Raw genomic sequence first — 17,234 nt, forward strand, 5'->3', positions numbered from 1 at the left:
GTTCTGCGCTGCTCAGTAGCCGAACGCCCGGGCGGTGTTGGCGGCCACCTGCGCGGCCAGCGTGTCCGCGTCCGTTCCGCGCACGCCCGCCATGGCCCGCAGCGTGACCGGAACGAGGTACGGCGCGTTGGGCCGTCCGCGGTACGGTGTCGGGGTCAGGAACGGTGCGTCGGTCTCGACGAGCAGGAGCTCGGCCGGGGCGACGGCGAGGGCGTCCCGGAGCGGCTGCGCGTTCTTGAACGTGACGTTCCCGGCGAAGGACAGGTAGTAGCCGCGGGCCGCGCAGGTCTCGGCCATCGCGGCGTCACCGGAGAAGCAGTGGAACACCGTCCGCTCGGGCGCGCCCTCCTCCTCCAGGATGCGCAGCACGTCCTCGTGCGCCTCCCGGTCGTGGATGACCAGTGCCTTGCCGGTCTCCTTGGCGAGCGCGATGTGCCGGCGGAACGACTCCTGCTGCACCGCCACGCCCTCCGGGCCGGTGCGGAAGTAGTCCAGACCCGTCTCGCCGACGGCCAGCACCTGCGGCAGTCCGGCCAGTTCTGCGATCCCTTCCCAGGCGTCCTCCAGCGCCTGCCGCCCCTCCTCGGCGGCCAGCCGGGGGGCCTCGTTCGGGTGCAGCGCGACCGCCGCCCGGACCTGCGGGTGGCGCGCGGCCGTCTCCGCCGCCCAGCGGGCGCGTTCCAGCGAGCAGCCGATCTGCACCACGGTGGTCACGCCGACCGCCGCGGCCTTCCGCAGTGCCTCCCCGACGCCGTCCTGCTGCATGTCGAGATGGGTGTGCGAGTCGGCCACCGCCGTCCCCAGCGGCTCCGGGAGGGGCGGGGCGGGCTGCGTCTGGCGTTCGTCATTCCGCATGCCGCCGAGCCTAAGGGCTGGCCCGCGCTCCCTGCCGGGCGCCCGCTCCCCGCCGGGCGCCGCCCGGCGCGGCCCGTCAGGGGGCGGCCGGGTCGGTGCCCAGGGCGGCCCGGACGGCCGAGGCGCGGCCGGCCCGCACGACGCGGACCGTGTGCTGGTCGCAGTTGAGGCAGGTCAGCCGGGCCAGCGGGGACGGCACGCGCCGACCGTCGCTGTAGTAGAGCATCAGCGGCCGGTCCTCGCGGTCCAGATGGTGCTCGATCTCGAATACCTGTTCCCAGGCATGCCCGCATCGGAGGCAGGCGAAGCCGTAGGCCTCCCGTACCGACCGGAGAAAGCGGTGCGGAGTTCCGGGGAATTCCGTCATGGCAGCAGCTCCTCTCTCTCCCCGACAGTGGACTCCGTCCGGGCGGGAAGAGCAGCGGCCCTTGTACAACTGTCGAACGGGATTTGGGCCGGGGAGCGGAAAAGGCGCGGAATCGGTCCACTTTCAGTGCCGAAGCTCTGCCTTCGAGCGTAACCCTTTACCGGTCGGTACGTTTGACGGGCGCCGCGCCGTCGTCCCTCGCGTTCTTCGAGGCCACCACCGCGTCGAACACCTCCCGCTTGGGGACTCCGGCACCCTTCGCGACGGCGGCGATCGCCTCCTTGCGGCGCTCGCCCGCCTCCTCGCGGACCGCGACCCGGCGGACCAGCTCCTCCGCGTCGAGCAGCTGCGCCCCGGCAGTCGACGCGCCCTCGACCACGACGGTGATCTCGCCGCGCACGCGGTCGGCCGCCCACGCGGCCAGCTCCTCCAGCGGGCCGCGCCGGACCTCCTCGTAGGTCTTCGTCAGCTCCCGGCAGACCGCCGCGCGCCGCTCCCCGCCGAACACCCCGGCCATGGCGCCCAGGGTGGCCGCCAACCGGTGCGGCGCCTCGAAGTACACGAGAGTCCGCCGCTCCCCGGCGGCCTCGGTCAGCCGGGCCAGCCGCTCCCCGGTCTTGCGCGGCAAGAAGCCCTCGAAGCAGAACCGGTCGACCGGCAGGCCGGAGAGCGCGAGTGCCGTCAGCACCGCGGACGGCCCCGGTACCGCGGTGACCGCGATGCCCCGCTCGACGGCGGCCACCACCAGCCGGTACCCGGGGTCCGAGACCGAGGGCATCCCGGCGTCGGTAACCAGCAGCACCCGGGCGCCCCCGGCCAGCGCGTCGGCCAGCTCGGGGGTGCGGGCGGCCTCGTTGCCCTCGAAGTACGAGACGACCCGGCCGGCCGGGCGGACGTCCAGCGCCTGCGTCAGCCGGCGCAGTCGCCGGGTGTCCTCGGCGGCGACAACGTCCGCCGCAGCCAGCTCCGCGGCGAGCCGCGGCGGCGCGTCCGCGAAGTCGCCGATGGGTGTTCCTGCCAGTACCAGCGTTCCCGTCACGTCGCCATCCTGTCACCGATCCCCCGCTCCCCGGCCCCTGCCCCGCCCCCTCCAGGCCCCCGCCCCGGCCCCTGCCCCGTCGCCCGGCGGTCCGGCCGGCCGCGCCGTCCGGGACCGGGGGTCCGGCGGTTGCCTACGATGGCCCGCGTGAGCAGTGACACCGTGCCTACGGCACCGCCGGCCCGGCAGGGGCTGCCCCCGGAGAATCCGCACCCCGCGTGGCAGGCCCGGCTGCGCCGCTTCGGCTACTCCGGCAGACCGGGCGGCACGGACGGGCCCGGACCCCGGGCCCGTCTGGTGCCGCCCTGGCCGGACGCGGGCCGCAGCCTGCTGCCCACCCTGGGACTGGGACCGCGCTGGGCCGGCTGGGGCGGACCGCTGCTCGTCGCCCTCCTCGCCGGAGTGCTCCGCTTCTGGCAGCTCGGCACCCCGCACGCGGTGATATTCGACGAGACGTACTACGCCAAGGACGCCTGGGCCCTGCTGCAGCAGGGCTACGAGGGCTCCTGGCCGGACAACGCCGACGAACTGATCCTCGACGACCCGGCGTCCGCCCCGCTCGGGGAGGCCGCCTCCTACGTGGTGCACCCGCCGGTCGGGAAATGGGTCATCGCCCTCGGCGAGCAGCTCTTCGGGCTCACCCCCTTCGGCTGGCGCTCCATGCTCGCCGTCCTCGGCACGCTCTCGGTGCTCATGGTGTGCCGCATCGGCCGCCGGATGTTCCGCTCGGCCGCGCTCGGCTGTGTGGCCGGGCTGCTGCTCGCGGTCGACGGGCTGCACCTCGTGATGAGCCGTACCGCGCTGCTCGACCTGGTGCTGATGTTCTTCGTCCTGGCCGCCTTCGGCTGCCTGCTGATCGACCGGGACGCGGCCCGGGCCAGGCTCGCCGCGGCCCTCCCGGAGGACCGGCCGCTCGCCGAGGTGGGTGGGCGGCTGCCGCTCGGGCTCCGGCCCTGGCGGCTCGCCGCCGGCCTCTGCCTGGGCGCGGCCTTCGCCACCAAGTGGAACGGCCTCTACGTCCTGGCCGCCTTCGGCATCCTGACGGTGCTGTGGGACGTCGGGGCCCGCCGCACCGCCGGGGCGCGGCGGCCGGGAGCCGCCATGTTGCGGAGGGACGCCGTCCCCGCCTTCCTGTCCCTGGTCCCGGTCGCCGTCGTCACCTACGTCGTGAGCTGGGCGGGTTGGTTCGCCACCAGCGGCGGCTACTTCAGGGACTGGGCGGAGAAGGACGGGGCAGGTGGCGCCTGGGGCTGGCTCCCCGGGCCGCTGCGCAGCCTGTGGCACTACGAGGCCGAGGTCTACGACTTCCACGTCGGCCTCACCTCGCACCACGACTACCAGTCGAATCCGTGGAGCTGGCTGGCGAACGCCAGGCCGGTCTCCTACTTCTACGAGTCGCGCGACATGGGCGAGAGCGGCTGCCTGGAACCCTCCGGGTGCTCCCGCGAGGTGTTGGCGCTGGGCACCCCGTTGCTGTGGTGGCTGGGCTGCGCCGCGGTGGTCTACGCGCTCTACCGCTGGGCGATGCGCCGGGACTGGCGCTCCGGCGCGGTGCTGTGCGCGATCGCGGCGGGCTACCTGCCCTGGTTCCTCTACCAGGAACGCACCATCTTCTACTTCTACGCGGTCGTGTTCGTGCCGTTCCTGTGCCTCGCGGTTGCGATGCTGCTCGGGGCGATCGCCGGACCACCGGGTTCCTCCGAGCGAAGGCGCACCGTCGGCCTGGTGGTGTCCGGAGTGCTGGTGCTGCTGGTCGTCTGGAATTTCATCTATTTCTGGCCGATCTACACCGCGGGGGAACTGTCCACCGACCAATGGCGTGCACGTATGTGGTTCGACACCTGGATCTGAGTCCGATCCGGGGGCTGCCGATGATTCGTGTCGTATGCGTGCTCTAGGGTGCCTCGGAGAGGCTTCCGGCGTGCTGTCGGGGCGGGGTGGAGAGTCAGGAAACTTATGCGTGACGGTCGGAAAATGGCGGTGATCGGTGTTGTCTGTGCTGCCGCGGTAGGTGTTGCCGGTGTCGGGGCCTACACCCTGGTGGGGGGTGGCGAGGGCAGCGAGAGCACCGCGCTGTCCGGCAGCGGAACGGACGACAAGCCGGAGTCGGTGCCCACGGGCCCGCCGAGCGCGGAGGAGGTCCGCGGCACCGCTGAGGAGTTCCTCACCGCCTGGGAGTCCGGCGACACCGCCGCGGCGGCCGCGCTGACGGACGACGAGACGCCGGCGGCCGCGGCGCTGAAGGGCTTCGCCGAGGACACCGGCGCGAAGGGCCTGGAACTCACTGGTACGGCGCCCAAGGGCGCGGAGGTGCCGTTCACCCTCGCCGCGGAGTTCTCCCACGAGGACGTCTCCGCCGACTGGGACTACGAGTCCGCGCTGACCGTCGTGCGCGAGAAGCAGACCGGCGAGCCCCGTGTGGAGTGGAAGCCGTCGGTGCTCCACCCCGACCTGGAGAAGGGCGGGACGATCGTCACCGACGCGGCGGGGGACCCGCCCATCGAGGCGGTGGACCGCAACGGCGAGGTCCTCACCAAGGAGGAGTTCCCGGAACTGGCGGGAGTCCTGGCCGACCTGCGCAAGCGGTACGCCGACAAGACCGAGGGCACCCCCGGGGTCGAGGTCCGCCTCGTCTCTGCCGGCAAGGGCGACGCGGAGGAGAGCACCACGCTGCACACCCTCGCGGAGGGGACCCCCGGCGAGTTGGTCACCACTCTCGACTCGGGCATCCAGAAGGCCGCGGCGAAGTCGCTCGAAGGCAAGTCCAAGGGCTCCGCGGTGGCGGTCAAGCCGAGCACCGGCGAGATCCTCGCCATCGCCAACACCCCGGCCACCGGCTTCAACACCGCGCTCCGCGGCTCGCTCGCGCCCGGCTCCACCTGGAAGGTGGTCAGCGCTTCGATGCTCATAGAGAAGGGGCTCGCCAAGAGCAGCGAGCAGCACCCCTGCCCCAAGTACTTCACCCACGGCGGCTGGAAGTTCCAGAACCTCGACAAGTTCGAGATAGAGGGCGGCACCTTCGCGCAGAGCTTCGCCGCCTCCTGCAACACCGCCTTCATCAGCCAGGCACCCGAGCTGAAGGACGACGACCTCACCAAGCAGGCCAAGGACGTGTTCGGCATCGGCCTCACCTGGGAGGTGGGCGTCGCCACCTTCGACGGCGCGGTGCCGGTGCAGTCCGACGCCCAGATGGCCGCCTCGCTGATCGGCCAGGGTGCCGTCCGGGCGAACCCGCTGAACATGGCCTCGGTCGCGGCGACGGTGAAGGCCGGGGCCTTCCACCAGCCCTACCTCGTCTCGCCCGAGGTGGACGGCCGCACCCTCGCCACGGCCTCGCGGGCCCTCGACCCGGCGGTCTCCGCCGAACTGCGCGCCCTGATGAAGACGACCGCCACCAGCGGCACCGCGGCCGAGGCCATGGTCTCGGTGGGCGGCGACAAGGGCGGCAAGACCGGCTCCGCCGAGGTCGACAGCCAGAAGAAGCCGAACGCCTGGTTCATCGGCTACAGCGACGACCTCGCCGCCGCCGCGGTGATCCCCGACTCCGGCCACGGCGGCACCAACGCCGGTCCGGTGGTCGCCGACATCCTCAACGCCGGCTGACCCGCACTCACCCACGCACCCGCACGCCGCCGCCCCCGGTCCACTCCCGGGGGCGCAGGCAAGCGCGCAGCCGGGCGCGCGGGGGCCGGGTGCGGAAGCACAACTTCCCGGCTGGCCGCGGCGCTTGTCGCACAACGCCCCGGTGACGTCCCCGCCCCTCCGGCCCGTTCCGCCTCCTCCGCACCGGCCGACCGGCCGGTAGCCTGCTGCTCATGGGTGAGTCGGGGGACACAGTCGGTATCCGGGCGCTGACGTCGATGCTGCGCGAACTGATCGACCGCCCGCCGTTCCCCGTGCGGCCGCCGGGCGAGGACGTCCGAGGGGAGCATCCGCTGCCGCTGATCTGCCTGCTGGGCGAGCAGGGCCGGGACGAGACGCTCGCTGTGCTCTCCGCGTGGCTGGATGCTCCCGGGGTCCCGCACGCCCGGGTGGACACCGAGGCCGTCCACCGGCGGGGCGCCCCCGCCGGCGGTGCTCCGGCCGCCGTCGGGCACACGGACCCCGCCGCGCCCGACGGGGGTCCGACCGGCGCGGCGGAGCCGCCGCTGCTCCCGCTGCTGAACGAGGTGTCGAGGGCTCTGTCCGGCGACCGGTTCGGCAAGGGGTACTCGATCCCGTTTCCCTACTTCTCGTTCGCCGACTGGCTCACCCTGCAGCGGGTCCTTCCTCCGCGGGGGCGCCGGCACCGTCCGATGGTCGAGCTGCTGAAGCAGTGGAAGGGCCGCAACCCCCACTCCCCGTCCCCGCACTCCCTCGCCGACGCGCTCGGCGACCTGGCCCTGGGAGCGTTCCGGCCGCTGCTCTACCTCCTGGCGGAGGTCGGCCGCCGGATCGGTCTGCGGTGGCTGGAGAACCACGCCCTGGGTATGCGGCGCGAGGCCCGCTGGTTCATGCGGCGGCAGCCGTTCGTGGTGCCCCAGCACTCCGGCAGTCTCCTCGGCTTCGCCGAGCGGCTCACCGCCGGAGGGCGGGAGTGGGAGAACCCGGAGCACGTCAGGAAGCTGCTCGTGCACGCCCTGCTGGAGGACCTGCGCAGCGCCTACCGCCGAAGGCGGTTCGGCGTCGCCCCGCACCGTTCCGGTTGGCGGCGCACCGCCTACACGGTTGTCTTCCTCGACAACGTCTCCGAGGAGAACGGCGGTTGGGAACTGCTGCGACTGATCAACGAGGTCCGCAACGAGACCGGGACGCCCGACCCGCTGCTGGTCGTCGCCGCGGCCGAGCACCGGCCCGCCGAACTCGCCGACGACGACGAGGCGGCGCGGCCGAACGACTTGCGGGACGCGGACACCGCCCTGCGGAAGTGGCTGGACAACCTCCCCCGGAAGCGGCAGCGCATGGTGCCCGGCGCCCGGTACCTGTGGTTCCGGACACGGTCGGCGGTGTCCGGGACCACGGGCGCCGGGGCGGGCTCCGCCGAGCCGCCGGCGGACCACGGAGCGGAGCCGTTCCGGGCGCGCCGTGCGCCGTGGGCCGCCCGCCGGGGTCTGGGCGAGGTGCTGCTGGCCGCCGCTCTGGTGCTCGCCCTGCTCCCCGTCGCCGGGGACCTGCACCGCTCCTGGGCCGCGGACTGCTCGTACGTCCGCGCCGCCTTCGAGGGCGGGGTGTCGGTGCGGGTGGCCGAGTTCGGCCGGGACGACCGCCAGTGCATCGGGTACAGCGACAGCGGCGCTCAGGTGTTCGGCGCCAACGAGCGCCTGCGCGAGGCACAGCGGGCGATCTTCGCGCAGAACGCCACCGCGGAGCGCCTGCACCGGCAGTCGCCCGGACGCCCGTACCTCACCCTCGTCCACCTCGTGGGGCTGACGCACCGGGCGGCCTCGCCCGACACGGACCACGCCGCGGCGGAGGAGCTGGAGGGGCTCCTGCTGCGGCAGCGGTCGCAGAACGTCAAGTCGCGTTCCGAGACGCTGCTGCGCATCGTCGTGGCCAACGCCGGCGACGGCATGCGGAAGGCGCCGGAGGTGGTGCGCGAGATGCTCGGCCCGCTGTTCGCGTCCGATCCCTCGGTGCTGGGCGTGGTGGGGCTGGACCGCACGGTGGTGGAGACCCGGGAGGCGATCGCCGAACTCGGCCTGGCCGGGGTACCCGCGGTCGGCACCACGCTCACCGGCTCCGGCCTGGGCGACCTCTCCCCGCTGTACTTCCAGATGGTGCCGGACAACCGGCAGCAGGCCCGGCTGATCGCGGAGTACGCCGACCACCGCCGGTTCCGGTCCGTCACGCTGCACCATCCACCCACGGGGACCGGCGACAGCTACGTGGACACGCTGGTGGCCGCCGCGCGCCAGGAGCTGGACGAGACCGGAGTGGCCGTGGAGTCAGTGCCGTGGGGGCGTTCGGCGGGCACCGTCGACTCCTTCTGCGGGGAGGAGGACCGCAGCGACGAACTCGTCTACTACGTCGGCCGCGAGACCGACTTCGGCGACTTCCTGCGGTCCGCCACGTTCGGCTGCACCAAGCCCGGGCAGTTGCCGGAGATCGTCGCCTCCGACTCCGTGTCGCGCTTCGTGGCGCAGCAGGACAACCGGGGGCACAGCGCGCTCGCCGGGCAGTCGATGTCCTACGTCGGGATGGGCAGCCTGGTCACCCTCGCCGGAGCGTCGTGCCTGGAAGGCGTGCCTGAGCCGGTGGTCGGCTCCGGCACGCCGCTGAACGCCTTCTGCGCGGGGTACGCCAAGCTGCACGAGGAACTCGCCGGCAAGCTGTCCGGGGACGAGCGGCCGTCGATGCCGTGGCCCGCCGAACGCACCGGCATCGCGTATGACGTGGCTGGACTCTTCGTGGCCGTCACGGACCGCTTGTACGAGCGGCTGGGCACCGAGGGGGAGGAGAAACCGCGGCCGCCGCACCGGGCCGCCGTGGCGCAGCAGCTCCGGGAGGAGCCCTTCCAGGGGACCAGCGGAGAGGTGGACTTCCGGAACTCGCGGATCGGGAACGACCGCAACCTCGCCGTACTGGAACTGGCCGACATCCGCGATCCGGACGCCCAGCCCGAGTGCGCCTTCCTGCGGGGGGAGCTGTTCGACGTCGAGCACCCGCGGGACCCGGCCACCGGCTGCCCCCTGCCACCGCCCGCGGGCTGACCCCGCGCCGGGGGCCAGCTCCCGTGGGTGCCGACCCAAGCGGGCGGGCCCCCAGGGGCGGCGGCGCAGCCCTTAGGCTGGGCCGCTGACCATCCCTCGCTAGGAGCCGGAGCCCCATGGCCGTCAACCTCGTCAATCTGGAAACCGTCAGCAAGGCCTATGCCCTGCGCGCGCTGCTGGAGAGCGTCTCCCTCGGGGTGAACGACGGCGACCGGATCGGTGTCGTCGGCCGCAACGGTGACGGCAAGACCACCCTGATCCGGATCCTCGCCCAGCTGGAACCGGCCGACAGCGGGCGCGTGACGCACAACAGCGGCCTCCGGCTCGGCGTCCTCACCCAGCACGACTCGCTCGACCCGGCCGCCACCGTCCGCGACGAGGTGCTCGGTGACCTCGCCGAGCACGAGTGGGCGGGCAACGCCCGGGTGCGCGACGTCCTCACCGGCCTCTTCGGCGGCCTGGACCTGCCCGGCTTCCCGCAGGGCGTGGACACCGTCATCGGTCCGCTCTCCGGCGGCGAGCGGCGCCGGATCGCGCTGGCCAAGCTGCTGATCGACGAGCAGGACCTGATCGTCCTGGACGAGCCCACCAACCACCTCGACGTCGAGGGCATTGCCTGGCTGGCGGGCCATCTGCGCAACCGGCGCTCCGCGCTCGTCTGCGTCACCCACGACCGGTGGTTCCTGGACCAGGTCTGCACCCGGATGTGGGACGTGCAGCGCGGCGCGGTGCACGAGTACGAGGGCGGCTACAGCGACTACGTCTTCGCTCGCGCCGAGCGGGAGCGGATCGCGGCCACCGAGGAGAGCAAGCGGCAGAACCTGATGCGCAAGGAGCTGGCGTGGCTGCGGCGCGGGGCCCCGGCCCGCACCAGCAAGCCGCGGTTCCGGATCGAGGCGGCGAACGAGCTGATCGCGAGCGAGCCGCCGCCGCGCGACACCGCGGAGCTGACCCGCTTCGCCAACTCCCGCCTCGGGAAAACCGTGTTCGAGCTGGAGGACGTCACGGTGCAGGCGGGCCCGAAGGTACTGCTCAAGCACGTGACCTGGCAGCTCGGGCCCGGCGACCGGGTGGCCCTCGTCGGGGTGAACGGTGCGGGAAAGACCTCGTTCCTGCGGGCCCTCGCCGAGGCTGCCCGCAGCGAGGGGGACGTGCAGCCGGCCGGCGGCCGGATCAAGGTGGGCCGCACCGTGCGGCTCGCCTACCTCTCCCAGGAGGTCGCCGAGCTCGACCCGCGCAGCCGCGTACTGGAGGCGGTGGAGCAGGTGCGCTCCCGGGTGGATCTGGGCAAGGGCCGAGAGATGACGGCCTCCCAGCTGTGCGAGCGGTTCGGTTTCGTCAAGGACAAGCAGTGGACGCAGGTCGGCGACCTGTCCGGCGGAGAGCGCCGCAGGCTGCAGATCCTGCGGCTGCTGATGGACGAGCCCAACGTGCTCTTCCTGGACGAGCCGACGAACGACCTGGACATCGAGACCCTGACCCAGCTGGAGGACCTGCTCGACGGCTGGCCCGGCTCCCTGGTCGTCATCAGCCACGACCGGTACTTCCTGGAGCGCACGACCGACCGGGTCCAGGCGCTGCTGGGCGACGGGACCCTGCGGATGCTGCCGCGCGGGGTCGACGAGTACCTGGAGCGGCGGGCCCGGGCGCGGGAGTCCGCCGCGGCGGCCGCCGCCCCCGCCTCCCCGGGACCGGCCGCCAAGCCGGCCGCGGTGTCCCGGGCCGCGCAGAAGGAGCTTCAGCGCATCGAGCGGCAACTGGAGCGGATCGGCGGGAAGCGGGCGGAACTGCACGCGGAAATGGCCGAGCACGCCACCGACTTCGAGCGGGTTGCGGAGCTGGAGGCCACCCGGCGGGAGCTGGCCGAGCAGCAGGACGAACTGGAGTCGCGCTGGCTGGAACTGGCCGAGAACGAGTGAGGTCCGGCCCCGGCGGCGACAGCGGCGGGACCGGGTGAGCGCTCTCCGGCGGGAACCGGTCAGGGGGTCGTGGGTGTCCGGTGATAGAAAGGGCTGGACTCAATCACCAGTGGGTTGTCCTCGATTATGGCGGGCCAGATGTCCGATTCGCTCTTCCTTACGGGGGAATGAGAGGCAGGGCAGTCGGTCCGCGCGTGCAGAAGGAATCGCCATGCCGCAGCCGCCGCAACCGCCGGACCAGCCGGAGGGCTCCCGGGAGCCGAAGCCGCCGCACGGGCCGGATGAGCAGGAGCAGCCCCGGGGCTCTGGCGAGTCCGCCCGCCCGATAGACCTGAACAAGCCATCCGCGTCCGGATCGCCGGACCCCGCCGAGGAGCCACGCGCGTCCGGGGAAGCGCAGGGGGCCGACCGGACGGACACCCCGGACCCGGAGGGCGCCGCAGCTCCGGACGACGGCTCCGCCGAGCCGTCCGGAGCGCCGCCCGCCGGCTTCGGCGCGCCGCCGTCCGCCGGCTACGGATACCCGCAGGTGCCCCAGGACGGGCAGCCCACGTCCCCGCAGCCGCCCGGCTACGGCTACCCGGGTCCGCCCGGGCAGCACGCCGGTCCGTACGGCCAGCCTGCCCCCTACGGCCAGCAGGCGGGCCCCTACAGCCAGCAGCCGGGTCCGTACGGCCAACCCGGCCCGTACGGTCAGCAGCCGACGTACCCGATGCCCGCGGCCGGGTCGAAGTCCGGCGGGGTCAACACCAGGCTGGTGGTCGTGCTGGCCTCGGTCGTCGCCGTGGCACTGATCGCGGTGGGCGGCGTCTTCTTCCTGGGCGGCGGCAGCGAGGAGGAGGCCACGGGCGACACCCGGGGCAGCAGCGCGGGCGGCGACGGCGGCAGCGGTGACGGCGAGGGCGGCGGTGACGGTGGCGACGACGGCAAGGGCGCCGCGCCGCAGGACGGCGCGGCCGAACTCCTGTGGGAGAAGGAGGCGCCGCCGGTCGTGGAGGAGCGCATCGCCTACACCCCCGGCACCTGGTTCACCGAGGACACGCTGGTCAAGTACTCCGTCGAGTCGGTCATCGGTTACGACCGCGCGAGCGGTGACGAGTCCTGGGAGATCAAGGCCCCCCGCGCCCGGCACTGCGCCGCCTCGCCCGGTTCCACCGGCGACAGGGCGTTCATCGTCTGGGGCCGCAAGTGCGAGAAGGTCATGCTCATCGACCTCGCCAAGGGCGAGGAGCTGTGGCAGAAGGACCTGCCCGCCAGGGACGGCGAGGACTCCGCCGACGTCAGCTACCCCTATCCCGCCGTGAGTGAGGACATCGCCGGTGTCGCCTGGATCGGCGGATCGGCCGCCTACCGGATCAGCGACGGCACGCAGCTGTGGAGCAGCACCAGCTACGAGACCTGCAACGACCGGGCCTACGTCAGCGGGGGCAAGGAGTTCCTCACCCTGATGCAGTGCGGTTTCGACAACGACTACCGCATCCAGTCGCTGACGGCGAGCGGCGACACCGCCTGGGAGTGGAAGGCGCCCGAGGGAGTGCGGGTCACCCGCATCCTGTCCACCGACCCGCTGGTCGTCGGCGTCGCCGCGGGCGGCGGCTCCAGCTACCAGATCAACGAGATCATGGTGCTCTCGGTGGACGGCAAGGAGGCCGAGGTGGAGCAGAAGTTCGACGTCGACGAGGAGGAGCGCTTCCAGCTCAACTGCACCAACATCGGCCCCTCCAGCTGCTACAACGCGGTCGCCGACAAGGACAGCGACACCCTCTACATGGCGACCAGGCCGCACAGCGGCGGTGAGGACGGCGGCCGGATCAACGAGGTCGTCGCGTTCAACCTCTCCACCGGCGAGAACCGCTGGGTCTCCGAGGCCGCGAACGGCAGCGACACCTCGCCGCTGGCGATGCAGGACGGCAAGCTGCTCACCTACGAGAAGGGCGGTTACGACGGGGCGGGCGCTCTGATGCAGCTCGACCCGAAGACGGGCGAGGCGAGCGACTACCTGAAGCTGCCGAAGGAGGAGAAGGAGCTGTCCGGGATCGCCTCGGTCTCCGGCGGCCGCCCCTACTGGGACAGCGGCGCCTTCGTCCTGGTGGCGGAGACCGTCTACCAGGAGGCGGAGCTCAACAAGGGAGAGATCGCCTACTTCGAGTAACCGGCCCGCCCGGGCACCCCCCCCGCGCTGTGCCCCACCACGCAGCCCACCGCCGTACCGGCGGTGGGCTGCCGGCGTATGTGCGCCGGTGGCGGATCGTGCGGAGTTTTCGCACTTCCGGTCCCGGAACGGGGCGGAACCGGTCGGGAGCGGGTATTCCACCGGTACCGGGCGCGGCGTGTCGAACAAGCGTGTAGCTTCCCAGGGCGGAGAGCAGGCTCTGAGCGGGGCCGGGGGAAACGGGCCGGGGAGCCGGGGAGAGGACAGGGGGCTGGATGAGCGTACGGCTCATGGTCGTGGACGAGCACCGACTGCTCGCGGAGGCGCTGGCCTCGGCACTGAAGCTGCGTGGCCACCGGGTGGTCGCCTCGGCGGCGCCGGCCGTGGGCGCCGCCGAGCTCGTGGTCGGCCGGGCGCCGGAGGTCTGCCTGTGGGGGACCGCCGCCCCCGCCGCGAGCGGCGCCTTCGAACCGGTGGAGCGGATCAAGCGCGAGCGGCCGCAGGTGGCGGTCGTGGTGCTCGGGCCGGTCCCGAGTCCGCGCGGCATCGCCGCGGCCTTCGCCGCCGGAGCGTCCGGCTACGTGCGCCACGACGAACGGATCGAGAACGTCGAGCGGGCCATGGTCAAGGCCCGGGCCGGGGAGGCCGCGGTCGCTCCGCGGCTGCTCCGGGAGGCGTTCGGCCAGTTGCTCAACCCGGCCCCCGAGCCCGACGACGAGGGGGGCAGGCTCTTCCAGCTGCTCACCCCGCGGGAGATCGAGGTGCTGGTCCGCGTGGCGGAGGGCGAGGACACCCGGCTGATCGCGGTCGGCATGGGCATCGCGCCCAGCACCGCGCGCACCCATGTCCAGCGGGTGCTGGTCAAACTGGGGGTCGGCTCCCGGCTGGAGGCCGCCGCGCTCGCCGCCCGGACGGGCCTGCTGGATCGGGCCGGGCGCCCCGTCCCGCCGCCCGTCCGCTGAGGGGGCCACCGGCGCGGGGACGTCCGGTGTGCGCGGGCGCGCGTGAGCCGTGCGCGGCGCGCGGATGCACTCGGCTCCCGCAGGGAGGGCTGCCCCTGCCGGGGCATGCGGCGCCCGGCCCCGGCGGCCAGTTTCGCCAAAGGCCTTCCCTCAGGGGGCCCCGCCTCTACGCTGAAGGGCAGCACTGGTGGGGGCCGGTGTCGATCAGGGGGCCGGACAGCCGGGTGCGACGCCCGCGGCGGGAGCGGAACGCGACACGGCGGCGGCCGTGCCGGGACCGACGCTCCGGCCGGGTGCCGCGGCCGTGCCCGCCCCCGTCCCTTGGGGGTGCGCGTGCAACGAATCCGGGTCCTGGTGGTCGACGACCACCGCATCTTCGCCGAGTCGCTCGCGGCGGCGCTCGCCGCCGAGCCGGACGTCGACGTGGTCGCGGCCGGCAGCGGCCCGGCCGCGCTGCGCTGCCTGGAACGGGCCGGCGCCGACGGCCGCCGCTTCGACGTCGCGTTGATCGACGCCGACCTCGGCGGGGCGCTGGCCCCGGAGCCGAACGGGGACGGCGAACCGGCGCCGCCCCTGATCGCCCTCGTGCGCAGCGTCCACCAGGGCTTGCGCACCGTCGTGCTGGCGGAGCGGGACGATCCACGCCGGGCGGCCCTCGCCCTCCAGGCCGGCGCCTCCGGCTGGGTGGCCAAGGACTGCTCGCTCTCCCGGCTCCTCCAGGTCGTCCGCGGGGTGCTGCGCGAGGAGACACATCTGCCGCCGGCCCTGCTCACCGGAGTCCTGCGGGAGTTGACGGCGCACCGCAAGCACCGTTCGGAGAGCGAGCGACTGGTCGCCTCGCTCACCCCGCGCGAGCACGAGGTGCTGCGGTGCATGGTGGCCGGACTCGGACGCAAGGCGGTGGCGGAGCGCCTCTTCCTCTCCCCGCACACCGTCCGCACCCACATGCAGAACGTGCTGGGGAAGCTGGGTGTCCACTCCACCCTGGCCGCCGTCGCGCTGGCCCGACGGGCGGGCGTCGGCCCGGTGGACCTGGAGCGGGCCGCGGGTTGAGCGGGGAGTCGCTCAGTCCGGCAGGTTGTCGAAGGGCGCGGTCAGCTGCCGCAGCAGGGCGGCCAGCTCCCAGCGCTGACCGGAGGAGAGCCGGACGAGGATCGCGCGCTCCTGGTCCAGCAGCCCGGCCAGCGCCCGGTCCGCGCGGTCGCGCCCCTCGGCGGTCAGCCGCACGAGCACGCCCCTGCGGTCGCTGGGGTCCGGAAGCCGCTCCACCAGTCCGCGTTTGGCCAGCCGGTCGATGCGGTTCGTCATCGTGCCGCTGGTCACCAGGGTCTGGGTGAGCAACTGCCCGGGGGAGAGCTGGTAGGGGTCGCCGACCCGGCGCAGCGAGGTCAGCACATCGAACTCCCACGGCTCCAGGCGGTGTTCCGCGAAAGCGATGCGGCGGGCCCGGTCGAGGTGGCGGGCGAGGCGACTCACCCGGCTGAGAACTTCCAGCGGCTCCACATCGAGATCGGGGCGTTCCCGGCGCCATGCTGCGACCAGTCGATCGACCTCGTCCTCCATGGAGGTCAGTGTAATAGTTCTGTCGGCATGAAGTTTCTTGATGTCGAGACAAAAATCGGGGGATGCCGGGCCCCCGCGGGTGGAAGGATCCGATCTCGGAGCCGTCGCACAGGCACCGGCAGCCCGATGTCCATCCAGGAGGCCCGTCCATGTCCACCGCCCCCGTGTGGGACCCCGAGCAGTACCTCAGGCACACCGACCGGCGCGTGCGCCCGTTCCACGACCTGCTCGCCCGCATACCCGAGCCGGGCGCCCCCGGCCGTCCGCACCGGATAGCGGACCTCGGCTGCGGGCCCGGCAACGTCACGGCCCTGCTCGCCGAACGCTGGCCCGACGCCCGGATCACCGGCTTCGACAGCTCGCCGGAGATGCTGCGCAGCGCCGAGCGGCACGCCGGGCCGACCTCCGGGGGCGGCAGCCTCGACTTCGCCCGCGCCGACATCGCGGACTGGGACCCGGCGGGCCCCTACGACCTCATCGTCTCCAACGCCGCGCTCCAGTGGGTGAGCGGTCATGCCGACTCCTTCAAGTCCTGGCTCGACGCCCTCTTCCCGGGCGGGGTCCTCGCCTTCCAGGTACCGGGGAACTTCGTGTCCCCGAGTCACGCGCTGCTCGGGGAACTGTGCGACACCCCGCGCTGGCGCGCCCGGCTGGGCCCGCACGGCCGGTCCTACGTGCACATCCTGGAACCCTGCGAGTACCTCCAGCGGCTCACCGACCTCGGCTGCGAGGTGGACGCCTGGGAGACCACCTACGTCCAGCTCCTGCCGGGGGAGGATCCCGTCCTCGACTGGGTGAAGGGCACCGCGCTGCGGCCCGTCCTCACCGCCCTCGCCGACGACGCACCGGCCCGCGAGGCGTTCGTGGCCGAGTACCGGGACCGGCTGCGCGAGGCCTACCCGCCCGGCCCGCACGGCACCGCCTTCCCGTTCCGCCGGATCTTCGCCGTCGCCCGGAAGGCGGCAGCCCGGTGACCCCGCCCCGGCCCGGCGGCCCCGTCCTCACCGCCCGTCGCGCGGGACGCCTCCACGCCCGCCGATCCGTGACGAACCGGCGGGCGGACGGTGAGAGTTCCCGGATCACCGCAAAACCGGACAAGCGTCAAGCCCAGGTTGACCAGCGGCCCGGGATGGCCAAGTATCTCGGCCATGCCGACCAGTACCGCCAAGGGCAGCCGCATCCGACGCGCCGGGGAGAGCGCCTTCGGACTGCTGCTGCTGGCCAAGAACCTGCTCATGGTGCTGGTGGCCCTGCTGCTGCTCGCCGCCGGAGTCTGGGAGTCGTGGGGCACCGCCCAGCACAACATGCTCAAGGCAGGACGCGAGCAGGGCACCATGGTGGTGGAGAGCTGCGGGGAGGAGCGCTGCACCGGCCCCTTCACTCCCACCGACGGCACCGGCGGCGCCCGGCCGGAGGTCCGCATCGACGAGTCCGTGACCCGCGGCACCGGTGAGCAGCTCGGCGTGGCCGTGCGGCCCGGCACGGACGAGGTCGTCCGAACCGGGCCGGCCGGCATCCTGCACGCCTGGGTGCCGCTCGCTGGAGCGATGCTGCTGGCCGCCCTGGTGATCGGCGGCGGCCTGCGGATGCGCCGCACCGCGTGGACCTGCGCCCTGCTCGGTGCGGCTCTGATGGGCGCCACCTTCGCGCTCCTGTGACCGGCGCGTTCCCGGTGGCCGGTGTACTCC

At 73.3% G+C, this 17,234-nt stretch carries 13 protein-coding genes; 9 read left to right on the plus strand and 4 right to left on the minus strand.

Going from position 1 to position 17,234, the window contains the following annotated elements:
* Window positions 1-12: 12 nt before the first annotated feature.
* The 3 genes from H300_RS0109530 to rsmI all read right to left on the minus strand — a co-directional run bounded on the left by H300_RS0109530 (window position 13) and on the right by rsmI (window position 2,261).
* On the minus strand, window positions 13-855 hold the full coding sequence (locus tag H300_RS0109530; protein WP_028427252.1) for a TatD family hydrolase: 843 nt from the start codon (window positions 853-855) through the stop codon (window positions 13-15).
* Window positions 856-931: 76 nt separating this feature from the next.
* Complete coding sequence (locus H300_RS25960) at window positions 932-1,222, minus strand: hypothetical protein (protein WP_051269838.1); 291 nt, start codon at window positions 1,220-1,222, stop codon at window positions 932-934.
* A 157-nt stretch (window positions 1,223-1,379) separates the two neighbouring features.
* Window positions 1,380-2,261 carry a 16S rRNA (cytidine(1402)-2'-O)-methyltransferase gene (rsmI, locus tag H300_RS0109540; RefSeq protein WP_028427253.1) on the minus strand — a complete coding sequence of 294 codons (882 nt, stop codon included), beginning with the start codon at window positions 2,259-2,261 and terminating at the stop codon, window positions 1,380-1,382.
* 138 nt (window positions 2,262-2,399) lie between these two features.
* Here rsmI and H300_RS0109545 point away from each other — a divergent pair, with 138 nt between their 5' ends.
* From H300_RS0109545 to H300_RS0109575, 7 genes are all read left to right on the plus strand, one after another.
* Complete coding sequence (locus tag H300_RS0109545; protein ID WP_028427254.1) at window positions 2,400-4,112, plus strand: phospholipid carrier-dependent glycosyltransferase; 1,713 nt, start codon at window positions 2,400-2,402, stop codon at window positions 4,110-4,112.
* A gap of 123 nt (window positions 4,113-4,235) precedes the next feature.
* Complete coding sequence (locus tag H300_RS0109550; protein WP_037979718.1) at window positions 4,236-5,864, plus strand: penicillin-binding transpeptidase domain-containing protein; 1,629 nt, start codon at window positions 4,236-4,238, stop codon at window positions 5,862-5,864.
* A gap of 212 nt (window positions 5,865-6,076) precedes the next feature.
* Window positions 6,077-8,950, plus strand: a complete 2,874-nt coding sequence (locus tag H300_RS0109555) for a hypothetical protein (protein WP_028427256.1) — start codon at window positions 6,077-6,079, stop codon at window positions 8,948-8,950.
* A gap of 116 nt (window positions 8,951-9,066) precedes the next feature.
* Window positions 9,067-10,869, plus strand: a complete 1,803-nt coding sequence (locus H300_RS0109560) for an ABC-F family ATP-binding cassette domain-containing protein (protein WP_028427257.1) — start codon at window positions 9,067-9,069, stop codon at window positions 10,867-10,869.
* Between the two features lie 211 nt (window positions 10,870-11,080).
* Window positions 11,081-13,021: an outer membrane protein assembly factor BamB family protein gene (locus H300_RS0109565; RefSeq protein WP_028427258.1), complete on the plus strand. Its 1,941-nt coding sequence runs from the start codon at window positions 11,081-11,083 to the stop codon at window positions 13,019-13,021.
* Window positions 13,022-13,296: 275 nt separating this feature from the next.
* The gene (locus H300_RS0109570) at window positions 13,297-13,983 is read left to right on the plus strand and encodes a response regulator transcription factor (protein WP_028427259.1); all 687 of its coding nucleotides are present in this window, start codon (window positions 13,297-13,299) and stop codon (window positions 13,981-13,983) included.
* Between the two features lie 333 nt (window positions 13,984-14,316).
* Window positions 14,317-15,036 (plus strand): response regulator transcription factor, encoded by a 720-nt coding sequence (locus tag H300_RS0109575; RefSeq protein WP_028427260.1) that lies wholly within the window; start codon window positions 14,317-14,319, stop codon window positions 15,034-15,036.
* Between the two features lie 12 nt (window positions 15,037-15,048).
* On the opposite strand, the gene H300_RS0109580 is transcribed toward H300_RS0109575, so the two are convergent.
* Window positions 15,049-15,546 (minus strand): MarR family transcriptional regulator, encoded by a 498-nt coding sequence (locus tag H300_RS0109580; RefSeq protein ID WP_028427261.1) that lies wholly within the window; start codon window positions 15,544-15,546, stop codon window positions 15,049-15,051.
* 149 nt (window positions 15,547-15,695) lie between these two features.
* On the opposite strand from H300_RS0109580, the gene H300_RS0109585 reads away from it, so the two are divergent.
* Together H300_RS0109585 and H300_RS0109590 are read left to right on the plus strand one after the other, a co-directional pair.
* Window positions 15,696-16,520, plus strand: coding sequence for a trans-aconitate 2-methyltransferase (locus H300_RS0109585; protein WP_028427262.1), 825 nt, complete (start codon window positions 15,696-15,698; stop codon window positions 16,518-16,520).
* 174 nt (window positions 16,521-16,694) lie between these two features.
* Complete coding sequence (locus tag H300_RS0109590) at window positions 16,695-17,204, plus strand: hypothetical protein (protein ID WP_037979722.1); 510 nt, start codon at window positions 16,695-16,697, stop codon at window positions 17,202-17,204.
* Window positions 17,205-17,234 lie beyond the last annotated feature (30 nt).

Source organism: Streptomyces sp. TAA040, assembly GCF_000424845.1.